Here is a 21,726-nt window from a genome sequence, read left to right as displayed (position 1 = left end):
GGCTTACGCGTTGATTTTTTCGATCGTCACTTTAGTGTAAGGCTGACGATGACCTTGTTTTTTATGAACGTTTTTCTTTGCTTTGTATCTGAAAACAGTGATTTTTTTCGCGCGGCCTTGTTTTTCAACTTTAGCCGTTACTGTTGCGCCTTCAACTGTAGGGTTGCCGACTTTCACATTGTCTCCGCCAACAAACAAAACGTCTTCAAAAGTAACTGTTTCACCTGCTTCAGCAGCAAGTTTCTCGATGTAAACAGTTTGGCCTTCTTCAACTTTAATTTGTTTACCGCCTGTTTTAATGATTGCGTACATTCTCTGCACCTCCTATTAGACTAAGACTCGCCAGATACCAGGGGGCTGTAAAACAACTCTTAACACCTGTACTGAGCGGTTGTAGCATTGGTGCTACATCCATAACATTAAAAAATATATCAAAATACAAGGCGTTTGTCAATCGATTTTAATAAGGCAGCAGCAGTTCCTCCATGGAGGAATTTGTCCGTTTATCAGCAAAGTAGGCATGCAGCACTTCATTCTCATCCAGCTGGCTTAACTTCTCTCCTGACTTTTCTATAATAATGGGATGCTTACAGCCTCGTTTGAATTCCGCCATGACATGATAGACTTTATCCTCAGCATTAACGGTAAGCGGAAGCAATTTTTCAAGCTCACGGTTTTTCCCATAGTATCTTTCCAAGAGAAACCTCACATGGATGTAGTGTCTTTGCCTGTACTCCTCAAACAAAGAAACAGCCAGAAAGACAAACAAAACCCATGCGCTGATTTGCAGAGGAACCGCAAATAAAACCCAGCATGCGAGAAGCAGGCAGCACACAAGTGAAGTCTTTAGATTCAGCCGGTGCGCTTTTTGAAAAGCCAGATGCTTTGAAAAAAATAAAAATAACAGCTTGCCGCCGTCAAGCGGCCAAATCGGCAGCAGATTCACAAATAAAATAGATAGATTATAAAATGTAAACAGTTCAAAGGTCTGCTGATCAATTATTGAGAGGCCTGCAATCATCCAAGCTGCAAGCTGAAGCCAAATGTGCTGAAGAGGTCCGGCAATAATAACCGCAAACTCTTCCTTTAACGGCCGATTTCCGTGCTCTTCCACTTCAACTGTTCCTCCAAATGGCAGCAAAAAAACACGCTTGATTCTCCAAGAAAAAAACACGGCCAGAGCGGCATGCCCCAGCTCATGGATCAGAACAATCACAAGCAAACACAGCAATGCTTTCATATGCCCTGTAATCAGCCCCAGCGCCATGATAATCCAAAGAAAAGGATGAACATGAATTTTCAAGATGAGGTCAAGCCATTTATTCAAATGAGATCACCTGAATCGGATCAATAAATTTGTCGCCGTCTTTCATGGCAAAATAATAGAGCCCTTTGTTATGATCATCGAGTTTAATCGAACCGAGCTTTTTGCCTTTATCTACAAAATCATATAAAGCGACATCCACGTCTTTCAGTTCACCATAAATGCTGTAGGTATTGTCAGCATGCTGCACTTTCACTGTCAGCCCCGTCTCACCGTCTTTACTGACTTCAACAACATAGCCTTCTTTTATACAATCGATTGTATCGCTGCTTGTTTCGACTTTAATGCCTTCCCCGTTGTCCTGAAAATCCTGCTGAACTTTACCAGATGCGGGTGCGACGAGATCCTGACCCACTTCAACCTGCTGTTCCTTATTTTTCTTTTCAGGAGCGAGAAATGCAAGCGGGCTGCCAAATTTCGTTTCAAACCAATGGCTTGCTGAAGCAAATTGAAATTCTGTTTCGAAGGTTTGTGCAACGACCGGCTTGATCTGGCTGACGGGTCCACTATTTGTTTTATAGGCTATGGCAGAAACAAGAACAAGGCAGGCCGATAGAAGACATTTCAGAATCATTGAGTCTGTTTTCACCAAAGGGTGTCTTCCGCTGAAATTCGAATTGCCATCTTCATATACCGGGATAGCCCCATGTTTTTCCTGATCAGATACCATGACCCAAGACGGCGGTTTTTGCTTTTCGGAACCTGTCTGAGTAGGGAAACGTTTTGAGCCGGAAACCTGTTTCCTTCTTTTCTCTAATCGTTTTCTGATTTCATCTGCTCTGTGACTCATTGCCATCATCCTTTGCATTCGTTGGGTTTGTACATCATATGTCTTGTCCACGGCAATTATTCGATTTACCTTCATCACAGAGCAGTCAGAAACAAAAAAACCTGACACAGCATTTGCTTTGTCAGATTCTTCTCTTTTATTCTATGAAATTAAGATCTTACTCCGAAAAATGACTTAATCTTAGCCATCATTCCCTTGTTTTGCTCTTCAAGCACCTGCAAAGGAACAGATTCGCCTAAAATGCGGCGGGCAATATTTCGATATGCGATGGAAGCGCGGTTTTTCGGATCCATTGCAATTGGTTCGCCATGGTTCGATGCCTTAATCACTTCATCATCATCGGCAACGATACCGAGCAAATCAATCGACAAATGCTGAACGATTTCATCGATATCCATCGTGTCACCGTTTTTCATTAGGTGATTTCTGATTCTGTTTACAACGAGCCGCGGCGGTTCAATATTTTCTTCTTTTTCCAATAGCCCTATAATGCGATCAGCATCTCGCACAGCTGAAATTTCAGGCGTTGTGACCACTATCGCCTTGTCAGCCCCGGAAACGGCGTTTTTGTATCCTTGCTCAATTCCTGCGGGGCAGTCTATGATGACATAATCAAATTCTTGCTTGAGCTCTTGGACCATAGTTTTGATTTGTTCAGGAGCAACAGCCGTTTTATCGCTCGTTTGAGCAGCGGGCATTAAATAGAGCAAATCATCAAAACGTTTATCCTTTACGAGCGCCTGATGCATTTTACATCTGCCCTCTACAACGTCTACGAGATCATAAATAATTCTATTTTCAAGACCCATTACTACATCCAGGTTGCGCAGTCCTATATCAGTATCTACTAAACATACACGCTTCCCTAAAATGGCTAAGGCGGTACCGAGGTTAGCAGATGTTGTTGTTTTACCTACTCCGCCTTTTCCCGAAGTTATTACGATAGCCTCACCCAATTCACATTCCTCCCTCAAGCCTTGTTAGATCAGGTCTTAAATGAGCCAAATGTTGAAGGCGTTCAATGACCATATTTCCGTCTGTATCTAAATAAGCACATTCCATTTCGTTCCCTTTTTGAATGTGGTCTGGGGAGCGATTTAACACGTGATTGATTCTTAACTGTGTCGGCAGCATTTCAGAGGCAGCAATAACCGCATGATTATTTCCGTTAAATCCGGCGTGGGCAATCCCTTTCAGCGAACCCAGAACAAAAATGTTTCCGCCGGCTCTGACTGTCCCGCCCGGATTCACATCTCCGATCAGAAGCAAATCGCCCTTCACCTCGAGCACTTGGCCTGAACGGACAATTTTTGAGACAGAAATAATTTCCGCTTCCTCTTTCATACGCTGTGCTTCTTTTTTAGTAATGACTTCACTCTCAATAGAATGAACAAACAAATCTTTTTTTGACGCAATTATTTCGGTCAGCTGTTCCTCTTGCTCCTGATATAAGCATCGATTGCCCAGCTTAATGTGAACGCTGATTTTCTGGCCTTTTCCATCTGTATATTGTTCAATTGACAGCATATTCTGAAGACCATCGAGAAGCTCATCAAAAGAACATGCATCGTCAAGATGCAATGTCAAACCATTCTTTGTTCCTTTTATCGTTACATATTGCTGCTTTTTGGTCTTCACAATATTCACCTCAACAACATACTCATTTCGTCAAAAAAAGATAAAATCCTTTTTACTCATCTCTCAATTCTTTCTTTAGACTCATAAAAAATAATCTAAATGGGAGAACCAGGATGAGTGCGCTTATCATATTTAATAAAACTGTCGGTATAAACCGGTCTAGCACAAAGCCATTAAACGTCATAATGTCTTTGTGAATCAGCGACTGAATACCGAACACATAAAATTCTAGCAGACAAACAGCGAGAACAGCAATCAGGATGACGACAAATGCGTTTGTGTGCAGCACTTTAAACGCTTTTGACGCCAAATAGCTTAGCCCCGCAAAGCCAAACATATAAACACCTAATAGACTTGTATAATTCATATCATATAGAAAGCCGAAAATAAAACCGTAGATCACCGCGTGTTTTTGATTGATAAAAGCCGACATAAAAATCAGCACAAGCATCAGAAAACGCGGGACCAGCACCTGGTCATCCGTAACAAACGGGAAATGCACCAGATCAGTAAAAATGCTTTCCGCCGAAAAAACCAACATCATAACGAAAGGGAGAAGGAAACGTTTCACGATCCTTCCTCCTCTGTATCGACAGTCGGCACATCACGATTAACAACGATCACATTATTTAAATCTGAAAGATCAGCCGCAGGTTTTACATAGGCAACTTTCGTTAATCCATAAGAGTCAGACTCGATCTCAGTCACTTCACCGATTGTCAGCCCTTCCGGAAATACGCCTCCTGTGCCTGACGTTTCAATCAGATCGCCTTTTTTCACGTCTTGTTTATCCTTGCGTTCGATTATGGTCATCTTAAGCCGTTTTTTGTCTTTATCATAGCCTTCGATTAAACCGTAGCCTTTGCTGCCTTTTTTCCCGGAAATGGTTGTTGCGACTCTGTTATTACGGTCAGTATCGCTTAAAAGCTGGACCGTAGACGTAAAGTTATTAAGGCCTGAGCTTTTAATCTTCCCGATTAATGCGCCTTTTTCGTTCGTTACCGCCATATCTTTCGCTACGTTTTGCTGTGTCCCTTTGTTAATGGTCACTTGTTTCGCCCAGTTATCAGGGCTTCTGGCAATGACTGTCGCCAAAATCGGCTTGTAATCTTTTATTGATTTCACATGGCCGAGTTCGTCACGCAGGGATTTGTTTTCGTCTTCAAGTTCTTGGAGCTTGGCTTCATATTTTGTCTGTCCGTCAAGCTTTTCTCTCAGACGCTCGTTTTCTTCGTATGTGTTTTTTAAATCACTAATGTTCTCAAATATCCCTGCAAAAAATTCGGCAGGCGTATGAAAAATGTTTTGAAATACTCCCGTCGTATCACCGATCAGTTTCTCAGGCCAGGTGGTATTACGGCCGTCCTTCAGCGAAAATCCAATCATAGCCACCAATATGATAATACACAGAAGTAATAGCATTAACCGTTTATTCGGCATCGTGTTACACCTCTTCTATTGAACTCCCGATTATCTTGTTTTTCCTTTGAAAAGATGGATGTGCTCCAGTGCTTTTCCTGTCCCGATCGCTACACAATCAAGCGGATCTTCAGCGATAAGGACCGGCATTTTTGTTTCTTCGCTGATGACTTTGTCCAAATTACGAAGAAGCGCTCCGCCACCGGTTAACACAATACCTCTGTCCATGATATCTGCGGCAAGCTCAGGCGGTGTTTTTTCAAGTGTGCTTTTCACTGCCTCTACAATGGTTGACACCGTGTCACGCAAAGCATTAGAAATTTCTTTCCCGGTAATTTCGATCGTTTTCGGCAGACCTGTCAGCAAGTCACGTCCGCGGATTTCCATTTTATCGGATTCTTCTGCGGATTCAGCAGAGCCGATATCCATTTTAATCGCTTCAGCTGTGCGGTCCCCGATCATCAGGTTGTATGTTTTTCTGATGTAGTTGATAATCGCATCGTCCATTTCATCACCGGCAACGCGGATGGATTGAGATGTTACAATACCTCCGAGGGAAATAATTGCAACTTCTGTCGTTCCGCCCCCGATATCAACAACCATGCTTCCAGTCGGTTCCCAAACCGGGAGATTGGCGCCGATAGCCGCAGCAAACGGCTCTTCGATCGGATACGCGTCACGCGCTCCGGCTTGTCTTGTCGCATCGATAACAGCACGCTCTTCAACCGCAGTAATGCCGGATGGCACACAAACCATCACATAAGGTTTTCTGGCAAACATGCCTTTATTTTTAATGGCCTGATTGATGTAATATTTCATCATGGTAGCCGTTGTTTCATAATCAGCGATAACGCCGTCTTTCATCGGGCGAAGAGCCACTACGTTTCCAGGCGTCCGTCCGATCATATTTTTCGCATCATTACCGACAGCAACAATCGATTTCGTATCCGTTTGCAACGCGACGACTGACGGCTCCCTCACAACAATTCCTTTACCTTTTACAAAAACAAGCGTATTCGCAGTTCCAAGATCTATACCAAGGTCTCTTGTACCAATTCCAAACATATGTATGTATCTTCCTTTCTTAAAGCAAAAATACCCTAAAGGGAAAAACTCATAAACTCTATTATAGCTTAATTCGATGAAAAAAAAAGTGTTACAAATATCCTTTTTCCTTTAAACTCACAAATTTTTTGTCGCCAATCACCAAATGGTCAAGCAGCTCGATGCCAATCAGGTTTCCGCATTCAAACAGCCGTCTTGTCACTTCAATATCTTCCCTGCTCGGCGTCGGATCCCCCGAAGGATGATTATGGATACAAATAAAGGAAGCGGCAGATCGTTTGAACGCTTCTTTAAATACCTCCCGGGGGTGGACAATGGATGAATTCAGACTTCCGATAAAAACAGTGCGTTTATGGATGACTTGGTTTTTTGTATTTAAATATAAACAGACAAAATGCTCCTGGGTTAAAAAGCGCATATCCTCCATGACCAGATTTGCGCCGTCTTCCGGGGAGCGGATTACAAAATGTTCTTCATTGGCTAATTTATGAATACGGCTTCCCAGTTCAACTGCTGCCAGTATTTGCACAGCCTTCACAAGACCGATTCCCGGGATGCTGGACAGTTCTTCAACTGAAGCTTCTTTCAGCAGGCGCAGCCCGTCAAACGAACGCAGAAGCCGGTTTGAAAGGTTCATAACAGATTCGTTCTTTGTGCCTGTCCGCAATAAAATAGCCAAAAGTTCGTTGTTTGCTAAGTTCTCGGCTCCGACTTTCAGCAGCCGTTCTCTAGGCTTTTCTTTCTTTGGGAAATCTTTGAGTTTAAATGGCAGATCGTGTATGATCAAGCCCTCCTTTTCTTTCCCTTCCCGTTTATAAAAATCGTCAGGCTTCTACATCAAAATCCTTCAGAACTCTCATTGTTTTTGATATAGGGAGCCCTACGACTGAATAATAATCTCCGTCTATTTTCTTTACAAAAAGTGCGCCTTTTCCTTGGATGCCGTAAGCACCTGCTTTATCCATCGGCTCTTTCGTTTCAATATAAGTCCAAATATCTTCTTCACTGAGGGGCCAAAACACAACTTCTGTCTTATCATAGAACGTTTCGCTGTGATTTGCGGTTTGAATACTGACACCGGTTATCACTGAATGACTACGGCCGGAAAGCCTGCGAAGCATGGCAGCGGCTTCTTCTTGATCTTGCGGTTTGCCGAGGCACACACCGTCAAGACATACCATTGTATCAGCACCGATTACGATTGCGCCCGGATTGAGATCGGCCACAGCCTTAGCTTTTTGTTTTGCCAACCATTGGACGTTTTCTTCAGGTGAAAAGTTTCGATTTAATTTTTCCTCTACTTCACTGACAATAATGGTGTAGGGAATCTGAAGCAGATCGAGGAGTTCTTTTCTTCGCGGAGATTGTGATGCAAGTATAAGCGGCTTAGCCATGTTCGTCATCCTTTCAGGGTTTGCTTAAGAAAAAAAGATACTCATTTATCCTACCAAATCACGAGGCTCGCCACAATTTCAGAAAAATAACTTTTTCATGACAAAATAAAAAAAGCCTGTCACTAAGGACGAAGGCTCAGGCACTTTCTATTATTTAATTACGGCTAAAAGCTGCTGCTGAGCCTTCCATCCGGCTTCAGCACTTGGGTCCTCTAATTCCTTTAACGCCTGCAAAATTGCTTTTTTCTCTCCCGTTTCAGCTGCTTCTGTTTTACCGAGCGAATTTTTTATTTTTTCAACACTCGCTTTTGTAATATCTTCTCCGAGGATCGCCTTCGCTGAGAGCTCCGCTGTTTTCTTGAAAGGACCTGTCATATCGGACTCTATTGATAAGGATAGTTCCTTGCCCCCCCAGGCTTCAAAATCGCTGTCGATTAAAATCTGCCCTACCTGCTGTGATACAGCCTTATCACTTGCCAGGCCCGCGATGACATACGTGTACCCGTCATCCTTTGACAGGGAAACGGCGGAATATCCTTTTTCAGTCAGCTGTTCAGTTAACGTCTCTGCACCCTTTTCATTTGAAAACTTTCCTGCTTGCACTGCATATGTTTTATATGTACCTTCCGTTTGTGCCGCTTGTTTTTCTCCGGCGGTGCTTTGTTTCTCCGCAGCTGTATCTCCTGCTTTTGCCGTCTGGCTGCCTAAAGAGGCATCTAAAGAGGCTGGCGCCGACGCTTCTTTATTGCCTGATATATTTAATGCAAATAACCCTAAGCCGGTGCCTAAAACCGCAGCAAAGGCAATCGTTGCCGCCACTCTTTTTACCGGCTTGGCCGCCCCTGTCTTTCCTTTTGAATAGAGCTTCGATTTTTTCTTTTGATAGGGCGGAACAACTTTGGGATCATCTTTAAACACCTTATCCTCCTCTGAATCCCAGTTAAATTCATCTTCATCAGGATGTTCATGGGATGCTGCAACCTCCTGCTCCGCCTTTCTCTTTTCCTCCCAATTTGAAAATGTCATGTTTTTTTCTTGCTCTGTCTTCGGTGTCTCCTGCTCGTAAACTGTTTCTTCTTTTCCATTAATCGTCACCTTAAGGGCTTTTTCTTCCGCTTTACTGATTTTTTTTTGCTTCCTTTTTTTCAATTCTGCTTCCTCCCTTCATTTGTGTGACCGTTCTTGTGGCTTTTCATGCTACACACTTTAGCACAGGCGAAAAAAAAAAGAACAAGACTTTTGTCGTCTTGTCCAAAAAACGTTCGTCAAATTTTTCATCAGTCACCCTAACGCCATTTTGACATAAAAGGAAATGATAGAGTCACCGTATAAATAAGCGAAAATGCTTCCTGCGGCAATTGCCGGTGCAAAGGGAATCGGCTGTTTTCTGCCCAGCCTTCCGAACAGTACAGCGGCAGTTCCGTACAATGCTCCTATAAGTACGGAAAAGAAAAACGCGGCAGCAAGCATTTTCACACCAAGCACAAGGCCGATGACGGCAAGTAATTTAATATCCCCTCCCCCTATTCCTCCATGAGTGGTGACGGCAATAAAAGCCAGCAAAAGAAAACCGGCAGCCGCACCTATGAAGCCTTCATACCATGAATAAAGCGGAGAAATGATTCTGCCAGCCGCCAGAAAGGGAAGAAAGAATAGCAATATGCGATTTGGAATCAGCATAAAGTGAATATCTGTCACAGAAACAATGATAAGAAGAGAAAGAAACAGCAACGCAACAATCAGTTCCCAAGACAAACCAAAACGAAATCCCGCGGCTGCAAATAAACACGCTGTCGAGAGCTCTGCCGCTGGATACATAAGAGAGAGCTTTTGGCCGCAGCTTTTGCATTTGCCTTTTAGCAGAGCAAAAGATAAAACAGGGATTAATTCTGCCGGGGTTAAGGTTCTCCGGCAAAAAGAACATGCCGAACGAGGGTTTATGATGGACATGTGTAAGGGGATACGGCATCCTGCCGTGTAATAAAATGAACCGAGGATAAGGCCGAGGACAAAAAGAATCGGAATCATAGACAACACACCTTTACTCTCATTAGATTATGCTATGGATTGTAGCACGGTTAGCATATTGAACTATAATAAGCAATTTTAGATTTTGACAGAAAAAATCCCGGCAGAATATCATTATTGATTCTGCCGGGACAAAGTCATTACAGCATTCTTTTTCGAATGTCAGAAATAAAATATAGTGATCCCGTAATGAGCACGATATCATTTGAGCCTTTTTTGTTTTCTATTAATTTGATCACTTGCTCCGGATCTTCACTCCAGCTTTTGCTGCCGATTTCACTAGCTTCATACAGGTCTTTCGCAAGTGAAGCACGCGGAAAATCAAAAGAAGCAAAATGAATCGAGTGCGCGATGGTTTCCAGTTTCTTAATCATGTCATGATACGGCTTGTCCTTTAACGCGCTGAACACCACACAAATGTCGGAATCCGGGAAACGCTGCTTCATTGTTTCAGTCAGCTTATCGATCCCTTCTTCATTATGGGCGCCGTCTAAGTATACCGGCGGATGTTCCTGAACCAACTCTAATCTGCCCGGCCAAGCAGCCTTAACGAGCCCGGTTCTAATAGCAGCATCACTAATTTCAGCAATGTTTTCCCTGTTAAGCCACTCGGCAGCCAAAATGGACAAAGCCGCATTTTGTCTTTGATGCGTGCCGATGAGAGATGTTCGAATATCTTCATAACACTTTTCTCCTGTTTTAAAAGAAAATTGTTCTCCCGCTGGAAGAGCCTCTTCATTATAAATCCTGCATGTATCATGCAATGATTGAAAAGGAGCAGATTTTCGTTCAGCTTCATGTCGGATTACCTGTAAGGCTTCCGGCTGGGTAACGGCTGTCACCATCGGAATGCCATCTTTAATAATCCCGGCTTTTTCTCCTGCGATTTCTGCAATGGTGTTTCCTAAAATGTTCATATGGTCGTGACCGATGCTTGTGATGACAGTTAAAAGCGGTTCGACAACATTAGTAGAATCGTACCTTCCGCCGAGACCTGTTTCAAAAATAACAAAATCTACCTGATGATACGAAGCAAAATATAAAAATGCACAAGCCGTCATAATTTCAAATTCTGTCGGCTGACCGTGTTCAGTTTGGTCAAGCTCTTCAACGATCGGTTTCACCTGATTGACGAGTGTGACCCACTCCTCGTCTGTAATAGGTGTGCCGTTTACGCTGATGCGCTCATTAAATGTAATGATATAAGGCGACGTAAACGTACCGACAGTGTATCCCGCTTCTTGCAGCATAGAACGGATAAAAGCAACAGTTGATCCTTTGCCGTTTGTTCCCGCCACGTGGAGCGCGCGGATTTTCTTTTCAGGATGGTCCAATCGCTCCATCAGCTGCTTCATTCGATCAAGACCGGGCTTCACTCCGAATTTTAGACGGCTGTGAATCCAGCTGCGCGCTTCTTCATATGCAGTAAACAATGATAATCCCCTCTTTTATAGGCCGAGGCGGTTTCTCAAGAAACCGCCTCGGCTTTTCATTAGCCCTTAAGCTCAGCCATTCGTTTTTGAACAGCGTCACGCTTCGCCACGTAATCTTTTTCTTTCTCACGCTCTTCATCAATTACGTGCGCAGGCGCTTTTTTTATAAATCCTTCGTTTCCAAGTTTCTTTTGAACACGTTCGACTTCTTTCGTCAGCTTATCGAATTCTTTTTGCAGTCGGGCGATTTCTTCATCGATATTAATTAAACCTTCAAGCGGAAGTATAACCTCTGCGCCTGTGACAACTGCCGTCATTGCTTTATCAACAGCCTCGATATCTGTACCGATTTTCAGCACGCTCGGATTTGTAAAGCGTTCAACATATGAACGGTTTGCTTCGAGACGGGCTGCGACCTCGTCCGTGCTCGCTTTAATGTACAGTTCAACTTGCTTGCTCATCGGTGTGTTTACTTCGCTGCGGATATTACGCACAGAACGAATCAGTTCAACGAGAAGCTTCATGTCAGCAGCAGCTTCAGTGTCTGTATGCTCAGGCACAACAACAGGCCATGTGCTCACAGTAATGGATTCTCCTTGGTGAGGCAGGTGCTGCCAAATTTCCTCCGTTAAGAATGGCATAAACGGATGAAGCAGGCGCATCGTTTGATCCAGAACATAAGCAAGGATGGAACGGGTTGTTTTCTTAGCCGCTTCATCTTCTCCGTATAGAGGAAGCTTCGCCATTTCAATATACCAATCACAGAAATCGTCCCAAATAAAGTTATATAAATGGCGGCCGACTTCACCAAATTCATATTTATCAGCTAGCTGTGTCACACTTTCGATCGTTTCATTTAAACGCGTTAAAATCCACTTGTCAGCTACTGATTTCTCACCTGAAAGATCAAGCTCATCATATGTCATGCCGTCCATGTTCATTAACGCAAATCGAGAAGCGTTCCAAATTTTATTGGCGAAATTCCAAGTTGATTCCACTTTTTCATAGCTGAAGCGAAGATCTTGACCAGGAGAGCTTCCAGTCGCCAGGAAATAGCGAAGGGAATCGGCTCCGTACTTGTCAATCACGTCCATCGGATCGACACCGTTGCCAAGAGATTTACTCATTTTTCTGCCCTGCTCATCACGGATTAAACCATGGATTAAAACATCTTTAAACGGACGTTCTCCAGTAAATTCAATTCCTTGGAAAATCATGCGTGACACCCAGAAGAAAATGATGTCGTAGCCTGTAACGAGAACGTCAGTCGGATAATAGCGTTTAAAATCTTCAGCTGTCAGATCAGGCCAGCCCATAGTGGAGAACGGCCAGAGCGCAGAACTGAACCAAGTATCCAGCACGTCTGTATCCTGCTCCCAATTTTCGCTGTCATCTGGCGCTTCAAGACCGACATATAACTCGCCGGTTTCTTTATGATACCAGGCAGGAATGCGGTGGCCCCACCATAATTGACGGGAAATACACCAGTCGCGGATATTTTCCATCCAATGCAAATACGTTTTTTCGAAGCGGTCAGGAACAAAGTTGACTTTTTCTTCTTTCTCTTGCAATTCTATTGCTGCATCAGCAAGCGGCTGCATGCGCACAAACCATTGGGTAGAAAGGTAAGGTTCAACAACTGCTCCGCTTCGTTCACTATGCCCGACAGAGTGCAGATGGTCCTCGATTTTGAAGAGAACGCCTGCCTCCTGTAAATCTTTGACGAGCTTTTTGCGGCATTCGAAGCGATCCATGCCTTGATATTGCAGCGCATTTTCATTCATCGTGCCGTCTTCATTCATGACAAGAATGCGCTCTAAGTTATGACGGTTGCCAAGCTCGAAGTCGTTCGGATCATGGGCAGGCGTAATTTTCACTGCACCTGAACCAAATTCCATATCAACGTAGTCATCGCCGACAATCGGTATTTCACGATTTGTGATAGGCAGAATAACCGTTTTCCCGATCAGGTGCTTGTAGCGCTCATCCTCAGGGTGTACCGCAACGGCTGAATCACCAAGCATCGTTTCTGGACGTGTCGTCGCGATTTCAATTGAACCTGATCCGTCAGCAAGCGGATAGCTCATGTGATAGAATGCGCCTTGAACGTCCTTGTAAATGACCTCAATGTCGGATAAAGCTGTTTTTGTTGCAGGGTCCCAGTTTATAATGTATTCGCCTCTGTAGATCAAGCCTTTTTCATAAAGTTTAACGAATACTTCGCGAACCGCTCGGTTTAACCCTTCATCAAGCGTAAAGCGCTCACGGGAATAATCTAGGCCTAGCCCTAATTTCGCCCACTGGCTGCGAATGAAGTCGGCATATTCTTCCTTCCACTTCCACGTTTCTTCAAGGAATTTCTCACGGCCTAAATCGTAGCGGCTTGTGCCTTCTTCACGAAGTTTCGCTTCAACTTTAGCCTGTGTCGCAATACCGGCGTGGTCCATACCCGGAAGCCACAGCACATCATAGCCTTGCATGCGTTTCATTCTTGTTACAATGTCTTGCAGCGTTGTGTCCCACGCGTGGCCAAGGTGAAGCCTTCCTGTTACATTTGGCGGCGGAATAACAACAGAGTACGGCTCTTTCGTCTGGTCACTGCCCGCTTCAAAAAACTTACCTTTTAGCCAAAAATCATATCGGTCTTTTTCAACCGCAGCCGGATCGTATTTTGTCGGCATTGTTTGTTCATTCGTTTCCATCATAACCCTCCAGCATGTGTAAAATGGCTGAGAACGAAAAAAGAGCCCTTCATCCTTGGGAAAAGGACGAAAAGCTCTTTCGCGGTACCACCTTTTTTCATGAACCTTTTCAGTTCATGCGCTTCAACGGATAACGGGGGTCTCCCGAATCTCTCTACTCTTCTTTCAAGAAATTGTGCTCCCGGGCGACCTTCCAATCAAACAACATAAGAAGCCTTTCAGCAAGCGGCTTCTCTCTCTGCATGCGTCTTTCTTGTACTCTTCCCGTTCTAAGCAGGTGTATCTATCAGCTCATTATATTCTTTATTTATGTTCTTTATTATAGTAAAAGTGTTTTTGATTCGTCAATCATCTTTTCCAAAAATACTGCTTCTTATACAAGATGGGCAGGCACCTATTGACTAAGTATACATATGATGCTTGTAAATGCGTAGAGGAGGATGCACCGTGAAGAAACGTTTCAGCTCTTATTCCCTGCCGCCGTGGGTCAGGCAAATTCGGCTTGTATCCGCGCAAGTGATTATTCCGATAACGATTTTCCAGGGTATCAGAACCATTTTCTTTCCGACAACCTTTGATGTCTTGCTGCTCGCACTATTGATTTTTTTAGCCTGTGCGCTTCATTTGGAATGGATATAAACAAACAAGTCCGCGCCAATTAAGACGTGGACTCGTTTTCCGCCTGAAATTTTTTCTCTTGTTCAATTTGATGAATTTTCATCACAAACGGCTCTATATTTTTCATTTGCCAGTATGCCTTTAATAAGTGTGTACATTCATCTTTTTCACGGCACCTTTTCCCGGTCTGATAGCGGTTCAGCACTTTGTACACCGCTGCCGGATAAGCCATGTAACTGAGAAAAAGACTGATTTCAGCCTCATGCAGAGGAAATGCTTTCGTATATGCATAAAACCAATCGACACACTCAGGACAAGCTTTTGGAAAACCGCTGAACATTCGTGTATAAAAGCCGAGCAAGTCGTTTTGCGGCGGCCCCACAGACGCTCTCTCAAAATTCGTAAAATATCCAGTTCCTGCATCATTGTACAGAAAATGGTGAATAGACAGGCTGCCGTGGTTAATGACAACCCTTGAGGTGCCTTTTTCTTTTGCCGCTTCATACCAGTCCTTAATCCGCTCAAGCGCAAAGTTTACAGCGGAAATGGTTTCTGAAAAATAGGTTACAGCCTGCAGTTCAAAGGGAGAAAGGTACCATTCTTTCTCCGCTCTGTCTACAAACTGTTCATAAATGAACTTTTCATTTTCCCACTTTTTTCTCGTTTGTTCATAGTGGCGTTCAATGTCTTCACGCCTGACCTTGATTTCTTGCGCAGTTCTTTCGTGGAGGCGGGCTGTTTCTCTAAATAGATATCCATGTTTCTGATCCCGCTCTTCCTCTTGGTCAAATTGGAGCCAAGGCATTAAGTAATAGGAGTCTCCCGTTTGTATGCCCCCGGAGAAAAACTCCCCCCCATTTGTTCTGTAAATAGGAACAAAGGAATGAAAGCCTTTTTCCTCAATTGCCACCATTTGATCTGTAAAATGTCTGCCGCGAACCGATTTCATTTTTTTCAGCGCAAATACCCCATAATCTGAATACACTTTCCACACACGAGGACTGACCGGCTCAATAAATTGAGCCGTCAGTCCGTATTCCTGAAGAACCGATTGGACATCTTCCATTCCATTCACCACATTTTCCGATCGCTTACGGCTTACGCATGGCTGCTTTTGTATTGAGGGATATAAAGAATCTGCCCTGCTTTCAATTCATCATCCAGCGCCAAAGAATTCATCCTGATCAGCTGCTGGGAGGTAATGTCGTACCGTTCGCATAAACGTTCAATGGTATCTTCCTGCTGAACAATACATATTTTCATTCTAGAAAACTCATCCTCTTCTCTCGTAAAGAGTTTTGTTAAATAAAGAGAATTATGATTTTCCTTTGTTTCAAGTTCCTTCGTTTGAGCAGCAGGAACATCCCTAGCAACAGCATCTGTTTCCTTCCTTTCAGGGTCGGAAGTGTCAGGCAGCTGGTAAGAATGAAAAGACGTCTCTTCCTCAGGTTCTTCAGGTGAAGGTGTTTTTCTCACTTCAATTTCAAAGCTTTCTTCCTTCTGCTCTTCTTCCTCCAGCAGCTTAGGCGCTGAATAGAAGGAATGCTCTTCTGAATCTTGTTCCGGCAGGAAGGTACGATAGGCCAGCGTGAGCTCTTCTTCCTGAGATTCCTCTTCAGCACTTATCTTTTGATTAAAATGCAGGGTTGGAGCTGCTGCTGCTTCCTTTAAAGGTGCAGATGGCACTTTCTCCTGCTCTCTGCTTTCTTCTTCTAAAGAAACAACGTTTTCAGGTACAGTTTCCCGGACTTCCTCCAGTTGTTCTGCATCCTGTCGGAGTGCAGGCTCTATGTGATCCGATAGCTCCGATTCTGTTTCTTGGGATTCTTGACGCCGAGCATGCTCAAGAATAGGAGAATCTGACTTTTCTATTTTTTCTTCTCCACGCTCAGCTTCTGCAGCAGGTGATTTTTCCGTCTCTAAAACAAGCGGATCTGACAGTTCAGCCTGCTCTTCTTCCGTCTCTGCTTTTTCACGGATCTCTCTTCCTGAAGCAGCCTTTGCTGCTTCTATTGTCTCCACTTCCTCACGAAGCCCTGCCTCTGAAAGAATGAGCTCCGGCTGCTTCGCTTCTGCCGCATTTATATCTTCGCTGCCCTCTGGTTCTAAAGGTGATTCTGATCGTACAGTTTCTTTCTCTTGACTCGCATGCTCTTCACGAAGCCCCGCTTTCGAGACAAGGAGCTCTGGCGCCTCGGCTGGCGCTTCATTCGCTTTTATTTCTTCGCTGTCCTTCAAAGCAAATGGCTCTGACCGCTCAGCTTCTTCCTCTTCATTTTCCTGCTCTTCACGAAGCCCCGCTTCCGAGACATGAAGCTCTGGCGCCCCGGCTGGCGCTTCATTCGCTTTTATTTCTTCGCTGTCCTCCAAAGCAAATGGCTCTGACCGCTCAGCTTCTTCCTCTTCATGTTCCTGCTCTTCACGAAGCCTCGCTTCCGAGACATGAAGCTCTGGCACCCCGGCTGGCGCTTCATTCGCTTTTATTTCTTCGCTGTCCTCCAAAGCAGATGGCTTTGATTGCTCAGCTTCTTCCTCTTCATTTTCCTGCTCTTCACGAAACCCCGCTTCCGAGACATGAAGCTCTGGCGCCCCGGCTGGCGCTTCTTCCGTCTTACTATCTTCGCTGTTCTCTGCTTCTAAAGCAAATGGCTCCGCTTCTGAGACTAGAAACTCTGGCGGCTCAGAAAAACCTTCACTAGGAGCTTCGTAGAGAGGAATGTCCTGCTCCCTGTCCGCTGTGTCATCAAGAAGGCCTTCTATTGCTAGATCAGCTTGGATCGTAAGGATGCGCGAGTCTGTTAGTTGATAGTCAAATGCATCAATAAACACAAAAACTTCATGTAAATGACTGACTTTGTTTTTCGGGATGGTAATATCGACAGGGAAACAATGAGTCAGTTCCGCTGTTCCATCCTCTCTCGTTCTGACCTCCTCGACAAACCGCTTATCAGTATAAAACTCCTCAGCATTTTTGCTTTGATCTATGTTGTACTCACCTGTAAGTTCAAGCGATCCTCTGATTGAAACGTAATCATTCACTTCCTGAACCCTAATATCAGGATCTAATGAAATGGAAAGCAGTTCAGAAACTTCCTGTCCTTTTTGGAAACAGATCGTTTCTTCTACAGAAAATTGCAATCGATGATTTTGCGGCAAGTTCATATCCTCCTTTCATCTAATCCTTAAAATTAGATGTCACTAAAGGTGTATGTATGAATTGGAGAAAATATGAATGAGGATGCACAGAAAAAACCGGTACAAGGAAATCCTTGATACCGGTTTTGATAGTACTTATCCGCGGCTGATCTCAGCGAATACGTTCTCAGCTGCCTGAATTGTTTTTTCAATATCCTCATCAGTATGCGCCGTCGAGAGGAAGAGTCCTTCGAATTGAGATGGCGGAAGGAACACACCTTCATTTGCCATTCCTTTATAATACTTGGCAAACAGCTTCAAATCTGATGCTTTGGCTGTTTCATAATTGATGACAGGTTCATTTGTAAAGAAGAAACCAATCATTGAACCTGCGCGGTTAAAGGTATGCGGAATACCGTGCGCCTCTGCCGCTTTTGAAATGCCTTCTTCCAGTCTGTCGCCTTTTTTCATAAAGGTCTTGTATGATTCAGGCGTGAGCTGCTTTAATGTTTCGAGTCCAGCCGTCATTGCAAGCGGGTTGCCTGACAGCGTACCAGCCTGGTAAATCGGACCGCTTGGAGCAATTTGCTCCATAATTTCGGCTTTACCGCCATAAGCGCCGACAGGAAGTCCGCCCCCGATCACTTTCCCTAAGCAAGTCAGATCAGGCGTTACACCGAAATAACCTTGTGCGCAGCTGTAATCGACCCGGAAGCCAGTCATGACTTCATCAAAAATCAGCAGCGTGCCGTACTGTTCAGTAATATCACGCAGCCCTTGCAGGAAGCCTTCTTGCGGCGGAACCACACCCATGTTTCCGGCAACCGGTTCTACGATGACGCCTGCAATATCTTCACCAAACTGTTGGAATGCAAGCTTTACACTTTCTAAATCATTGTACGGAACAGTGATGGTGTTTTTCGCAATGCCTTCAGGTACGCCCGGGCTGTCAGGCAGACCGAGTGTTGCCACTCCTGAACCCGCTTTAATCAGCAGAGAATCTCCGTGTCCATGGTAGCAGCCCTCAAATTTCAAAATCTTATTGCGGCCTGTATATCCTCTTGCCAAACGAAGCGCGCTCATGGTCGCCTCGGTTCCCGAGCTGACCATCCTTACAATTTCTATTGACGGCACTCGGTCAATGACGAGCTTCGCCAATTCATTTTCCGCCTCAGTCGGAGCCCCGAAGCTTGTCCCGTATTCAGCCACTTTTTTAAGGCTCTCTACAACACGGTCATTTGTGTGTCCTAAAATTAAAGGCCCCCATGACAAGACGTAATCAATATACTCATTTCCATCAATATCATAGATTTTAGAGCCTTTTCCGCGCTCCATAAAAATCGGGTCCATATCTACCGATTTAAAGGCGCGAACGGGACTGTTTACACCGCCCGGCATGAGTTTTTGCGCTTCTTTAAAAGCCGTTTTTGATTTTTCATAGCTTCTCATCTGCCTCAACTCCTGTCAACTGAATAAGATTACTCCGCAAGCCATTTTGCTGCGTCTTTTGCATGATACGTGATAATCAGGTCGGCACCCGCACGCTTCATACTTGTCAAAATTTCTAAGACAATCTCTTTTTCCTTGATCCAGCCGTTCTGAGCTGCAGCCTTCACCATAGAGTACTCTCCGCTTACATTATAAGCCACAAGCGGCAATGTGAACTCATTTTTTACATCCCGCATGATATCCATATAAGAAAGTGAAGGTTTCACAATCAGGAAGTCCGCACCTTCCTCAACATCTGATTGTGCTTCACGGAGTGCTTCCAGACGGTTGGCAGGATCCATTTGATACGTTTTGCGGTCGCCAAATTGAGGCGTGCTGTTTGCTGCATCACGGAACGGACCGTAAAACTCACTTGAATATTTCACAGCGTAAGACATGATCGGAATATTGATGAATCCTTCTTTATCTAACGCTTCTCTGATAACCGTCACAAATCCGTCCATCATGTTAGAAGGCGCAATGATATCCGCTCCGGCTTTTGCTTGGCTGACAGCTGTCTGCGCCAATAGCTCCAAGGATTCATCATTCAAGATCTGTCCGTCTTTGACGAGACCGCAATGTCCGTGATCTGTATATTCACAAAGGCATGTATCAGCGACGACAACCAGCTCAGGGAAATGCTTTTTAATTTCCGCAATTGCTTCTTGCACAATCCCATGATCATGGTAGGCTTGCGTTCCGCAATCATCTTTTTCTTCAGGTATGCCGAAAACAATGACGGATTGAATTCCGAGACTGACCAGCTCAGCCACTTCATCCTTTAATAGATCTAAAGATACATGATAAACATCAGGCATTGAGGGAACAGCTTTTTTTCCTTCTAAACCTTCAACGACAAAGATCGGGTAAATAAAATCAGATGGATGCAGACGAGTTTCTTTTACCATCTCTCTCATTGCTTTTGATGACCGCAAACGGCGGTGTCTGTTAAATGATTGACTCATATTCTATCTTCCTTTCTAGACATGCGGCACATTAAATCAAGCATACCGTCAATTGTAAATGTATCAGGCATATACGACGTGATTCCGTACGACAGCAGAGCGTCCCTCGTTAATGGTCCGATGCTGATGCAGGCCGTTTGGTGCGCCGGCCATTTTTTTAATCCTTCTCCCAGAACATGCATAAATGTATGTACAGTTGATGAGCTTGTAAATGTCACAAAATCAAATGAATGCTGATTCGCGGCATTCTTTAATTCCTTGATGCCATCTTCATCAGGAACGGTTTCATATACGACCCATTCCTTCACAACAAAGCCAAGAGGCGTAAGCTCTTTTTTTATCACATCGCGAGATAAATTGCCTTTTATGACCGTAATCCGTTCTGACGGTTCGGCATGCTGCTTAAGAGCGTCCGCCAATCGTTCTGCAATATAGTCATGAGGCATTACATCAACCGATACGTCATACGATTCCAAACGGCGTGCGGTTTTTTCACCAACAGCCGCAATTTTTTTATGACCGGGAACAATTAGCTGATTTTCTTTTAGATAAGAAAAAAAGAAATCCGCTCCATTAACACTCGTAAACACAAGCCAGCCGGGTACGGCAAGATCAATTCGCACCTGTTCCGCCAGATCATTCGTCAGAGCTCGGCGAAACGTGATCAACGAGGTCAGTACCGCTTTTCCGCCAAGCTTCTCCACTTTCTGCTGAAACGATTTTGCCTGCGTCTTATTGCGGGTGACAAGCACTGTTTTCCCTTTCAAAGGAACATCAATTACCATCCTCATCAAGCTCCCGTTTTACGCGATCAATTAAAGCTTTAGCGCCTTTATCAGTCATGAGAGCCGCACAGCGCTTACCGACTTCCACCGGGTCGTTTCCGGTGACGGTTTCTTTGAAAGTCATTTTTCCATCTGGTGAAGCCACAAGCCCTGTCAGTTCAATTTCATCCTGGCCGTTTATCACCGAGTAGCCGGCGATCGGCACCTGACAGCCGCCCTCCATCGCGTTTAAGTAGGCACGCTCTGCCAGTACAGTCCGTTTTGTGTACTCATCCGTAAACTGAGAAAATAACGCTAACAGCTCTTGATCTGATTCTCGGCACTCAATTGCAAGAGCGCCCTGGCCAACAGCTGGAAGACAGCGCTCAGGCTCAAGAAATTCAGTTACGACATCCTGCTTCCAGCCCATTCTGGAAAGCCCTGCCGCAGCTAAAATAATTGCATCGTAATCTTCGTTTTCCAGCTTTTGAAGTCTCGTATCTATATTACCTCTAATCCATTTAATTGTAATGTCAGGGCGCTCAATCAAAAGCTGTGCGCTTCTTCTTAAACTGCTTGTGCCGATAACAGCACCTTCCTTCAATTCAGAAAGCTTTACACGATTCTTTGAAATAAGAGCGTCACGAGGATCTTCCCGTTCAGGAATACAGCCGATCACAAGGCCTTCAGGCAAAACGGCAGGCATATCCTTCATGCTGTGAACCGCCATATCAATGTCTTCGTTTAAAAGCGCTTGTTCGATTTCTTTAACAAACAGCCCTTTTCCTCCCACTTTTGACAGGGTAACATCGACAATCCGGTCACCCTTTGTGACGATTTCTTTTATGTCAAAAGCAAAAGAAGGATTGATTTCCTTCAGTTTGCGGATGACCCATTTTGTTTGGGTCATAGCGAGTTTGCTCCGTCTGGAACCTACTTTTATCGTTCTCATTTTTTCTTTCC

General features: G+C 44.3%; 21 protein-coding genes and 2 other annotated features. Of the genes, 1 reads left to right on the top strand and 20 read right to left on the bottom strand.

Going from position 1 to position 21,726, the window contains the following annotated elements; all coding sequences use genetic code 11:
• Window positions 1-3: 3 nt before the first annotated feature.
• The 14 genes from rplU to valS form a co-directional block, all read right to left on the bottom strand.
• On the bottom strand, window positions 4-312 hold the full coding sequence (gene rplU / locus LJF29_RS01505; protein WP_003222620.1) for a 50S ribosomal protein L21: 309 nt from the start codon (window positions 310-312) through the stop codon (window positions 4-6).
• 13 nt (window positions 313-325) lie between these two features.
• Window positions 326-403: a sequence feature (ribosomal protein L21 leader region), on the bottom strand.
• Window positions 404-460: 57 nt separating this feature from the next.
• Window positions 461-1,327, bottom strand: coding sequence for a M50 family metallopeptidase (locus tag LJF29_RS01500; protein ID WP_229146603.1), 867 nt, complete (start codon window positions 1,325-1,327; stop codon window positions 461-463).
• Entirely contained in the window at window positions 1,320-2,114 is a 795-nt protein-coding gene (locus LJF29_RS01495; protein WP_229146601.1) for a M23 family metallopeptidase, read from the bottom strand. Before LJF29_RS01495 ends, LJF29_RS01500 begins: the two co-directional genes overlap by 8 nt.
• Before the next feature lie 149 nt (window positions 2,115-2,263).
• The gene (minD, locus tag LJF29_RS01490) at window positions 2,264-3,070 is read right to left on the bottom strand and encodes a septum site-determining protein MinD (RefSeq protein ID WP_229146600.1); all 807 of its coding nucleotides are present in this window, start codon (window positions 3,068-3,070) and stop codon (window positions 2,264-2,266) included.
• 1 nt (window position 3,071) lies between these two features.
• On the bottom strand, window positions 3,072-3,752 hold the full coding sequence (minC, locus tag LJF29_RS01485) for a septum site-determining protein MinC (RefSeq protein WP_168748367.1): 681 nt from the start codon (window positions 3,750-3,752) through the stop codon (window positions 3,072-3,074).
• A 52-nt stretch (window positions 3,753-3,804) separates the two neighbouring features.
• Window positions 3,805-4,323, bottom strand: coding sequence for a rod shape-determining protein MreD (gene mreD, locus LJF29_RS01480; protein WP_010335162.1), 519 nt, complete (start codon window positions 4,321-4,323; stop codon window positions 3,805-3,807).
• Entirely contained in the window at window positions 4,320-5,192 is an 873-nt protein-coding gene (gene mreC, locus LJF29_RS01475) for a rod shape-determining protein MreC (RefSeq protein WP_010335163.1), read from the bottom strand. The genes mreD and mreC overlap by 4 nt, the downstream gene beginning before the upstream one ends.
• 30 nt (window positions 5,193-5,222) lie before the next feature.
• On the bottom strand, window positions 5,223-6,236 hold the full coding sequence (gene mreB / locus LJF29_RS01470) for a cell shape-determining protein MreB (protein ID WP_010335164.1): 1,014 nt from the start codon (window positions 6,234-6,236) through the stop codon (window positions 5,223-5,225).
• A gap of 91 nt (window positions 6,237-6,327) precedes the next feature.
• Window positions 6,328-7,023: a RadC family protein gene (gene radC / locus LJF29_RS01465; RefSeq protein ID WP_168748368.1), complete on the bottom strand. Its 696-nt coding sequence runs from the start codon at window positions 7,021-7,023 to the stop codon at window positions 6,328-6,330.
• A gap of 37 nt (window positions 7,024-7,060) precedes the next feature.
• The gene (locus LJF29_RS01460) at window positions 7,061-7,630 is read right to left on the bottom strand and encodes a Maf family nucleotide pyrophosphatase (protein ID WP_229146599.1); all 570 of its coding nucleotides are present in this window, start codon (window positions 7,628-7,630) and stop codon (window positions 7,061-7,063) included.
• 150 nt (window positions 7,631-7,780) lie between these two features.
• Window positions 7,781-8,779, bottom strand: a complete 999-nt coding sequence (locus LJF29_RS01455) for an SPOR domain-containing protein (RefSeq protein ID WP_229146597.1) — start codon at window positions 8,777-8,779, stop codon at window positions 7,781-7,783.
• Window positions 8,780-8,911: 132 nt separating this feature from the next.
• Complete coding sequence (locus tag LJF29_RS01450; RefSeq protein WP_229146596.1) at window positions 8,912-9,658, bottom strand: prepilin peptidase; 747 nt, start codon at window positions 9,656-9,658, stop codon at window positions 8,912-8,914.
• A 140-nt stretch (window positions 9,659-9,798) separates the two neighbouring features.
• On the bottom strand, window positions 9,799-11,091 hold the full coding sequence (locus LJF29_RS01445; protein WP_229146594.1) for a bifunctional folylpolyglutamate synthase/dihydrofolate synthase: 1,293 nt from the start codon (window positions 11,089-11,091) through the stop codon (window positions 9,799-9,801).
• A 59-nt stretch (window positions 11,092-11,150) separates the two neighbouring features.
• Window positions 11,151-13,793, bottom strand: coding sequence for a valine--tRNA ligase (valS, locus tag LJF29_RS01440; RefSeq protein ID WP_010335170.1), 2,643 nt, complete (start codon window positions 13,791-13,793; stop codon window positions 11,151-11,153).
• Window positions 13,794-13,852: 59 nt separating this feature from the next.
• Window positions 13,853-14,074: a binding site (T-box leader), on the bottom strand.
• Between the two features lie 166 nt (window positions 14,075-14,240).
• Between valS and LJF29_RS01435 the strand changes: the two genes are divergently transcribed.
• Window positions 14,241-14,432: a hypothetical protein gene (locus LJF29_RS01435; RefSeq protein WP_010335171.1), complete on the top strand. Its 192-nt coding sequence runs from the start codon at window positions 14,241-14,243 to the stop codon at window positions 14,430-14,432.
• Window positions 14,433-14,451: 19 nt separating this feature from the next.
• Here LJF29_RS01435 and cotN read toward each other — a convergent pair whose 3' ends face one another.
• The 6 genes from cotN to hemC form a co-directional block, all read right to left on the bottom strand.
• Window positions 14,452-15,477, bottom strand: a complete 1,026-nt coding sequence (gene cotN, locus LJF29_RS01430; protein ID WP_229146593.1) for a spore coat protein CotN — start codon at window positions 15,475-15,477, stop codon at window positions 14,452-14,454.
• 32 nt (window positions 15,478-15,509) lie between these two features.
• Window positions 15,510-17,567 carry a LysM peptidoglycan-binding domain-containing protein gene (locus tag LJF29_RS01425; protein ID WP_229146592.1) on the bottom strand — a complete coding sequence of 686 codons (2,058 nt, stop codon included), beginning with the start codon at window positions 17,565-17,567 and terminating at the stop codon, window positions 15,510-15,512.
• 135 nt (window positions 17,568-17,702) lie between these two features.
• Window positions 17,703-18,995, bottom strand: a complete 1,293-nt coding sequence (gene hemL, locus LJF29_RS01420; protein WP_010335174.1) for a glutamate-1-semialdehyde 2,1-aminomutase — start codon at window positions 18,993-18,995, stop codon at window positions 17,703-17,705.
• Window positions 18,996-19,024: 29 nt separating this feature from the next.
• Complete coding sequence (gene hemB / locus LJF29_RS01415; RefSeq protein ID WP_010335175.1) at window positions 19,025-19,999, bottom strand: porphobilinogen synthase; 975 nt, start codon at window positions 19,997-19,999, stop codon at window positions 19,025-19,027.
• On the bottom strand, window positions 19,996-20,784 hold the full coding sequence (gene hemD, locus LJF29_RS01410; protein WP_229146589.1) for a uroporphyrinogen-III synthase: 789 nt from the start codon (window positions 20,782-20,784) through the stop codon (window positions 19,996-19,998). The genes hemB and hemD overlap by 4 nt, the downstream gene beginning before the upstream one ends.
• Entirely contained in the window at window positions 20,774-21,715 is a 942-nt protein-coding gene (hemC, locus tag LJF29_RS01405) for a hydroxymethylbilane synthase (RefSeq protein WP_229146588.1), read from the bottom strand. The genes hemD and hemC overlap by 11 nt, the downstream gene beginning before the upstream one ends.
• Window positions 21,716-21,726 lie beyond the last annotated feature (11 nt).

Origin of the sequence: Bacillus sp. LBG-1-113 (genome assembly GCF_020708615.1) — a bacterium.
Lineage (GTDB): Bacteria > Bacillota > Bacilli > Bacillales > Bacillaceae > Bacillus > Bacillus mojavensis.
Note: the sequence above shows the minus strand (reverse complement) of the source record. Positions and strands in the feature narration are given on the sequence as shown.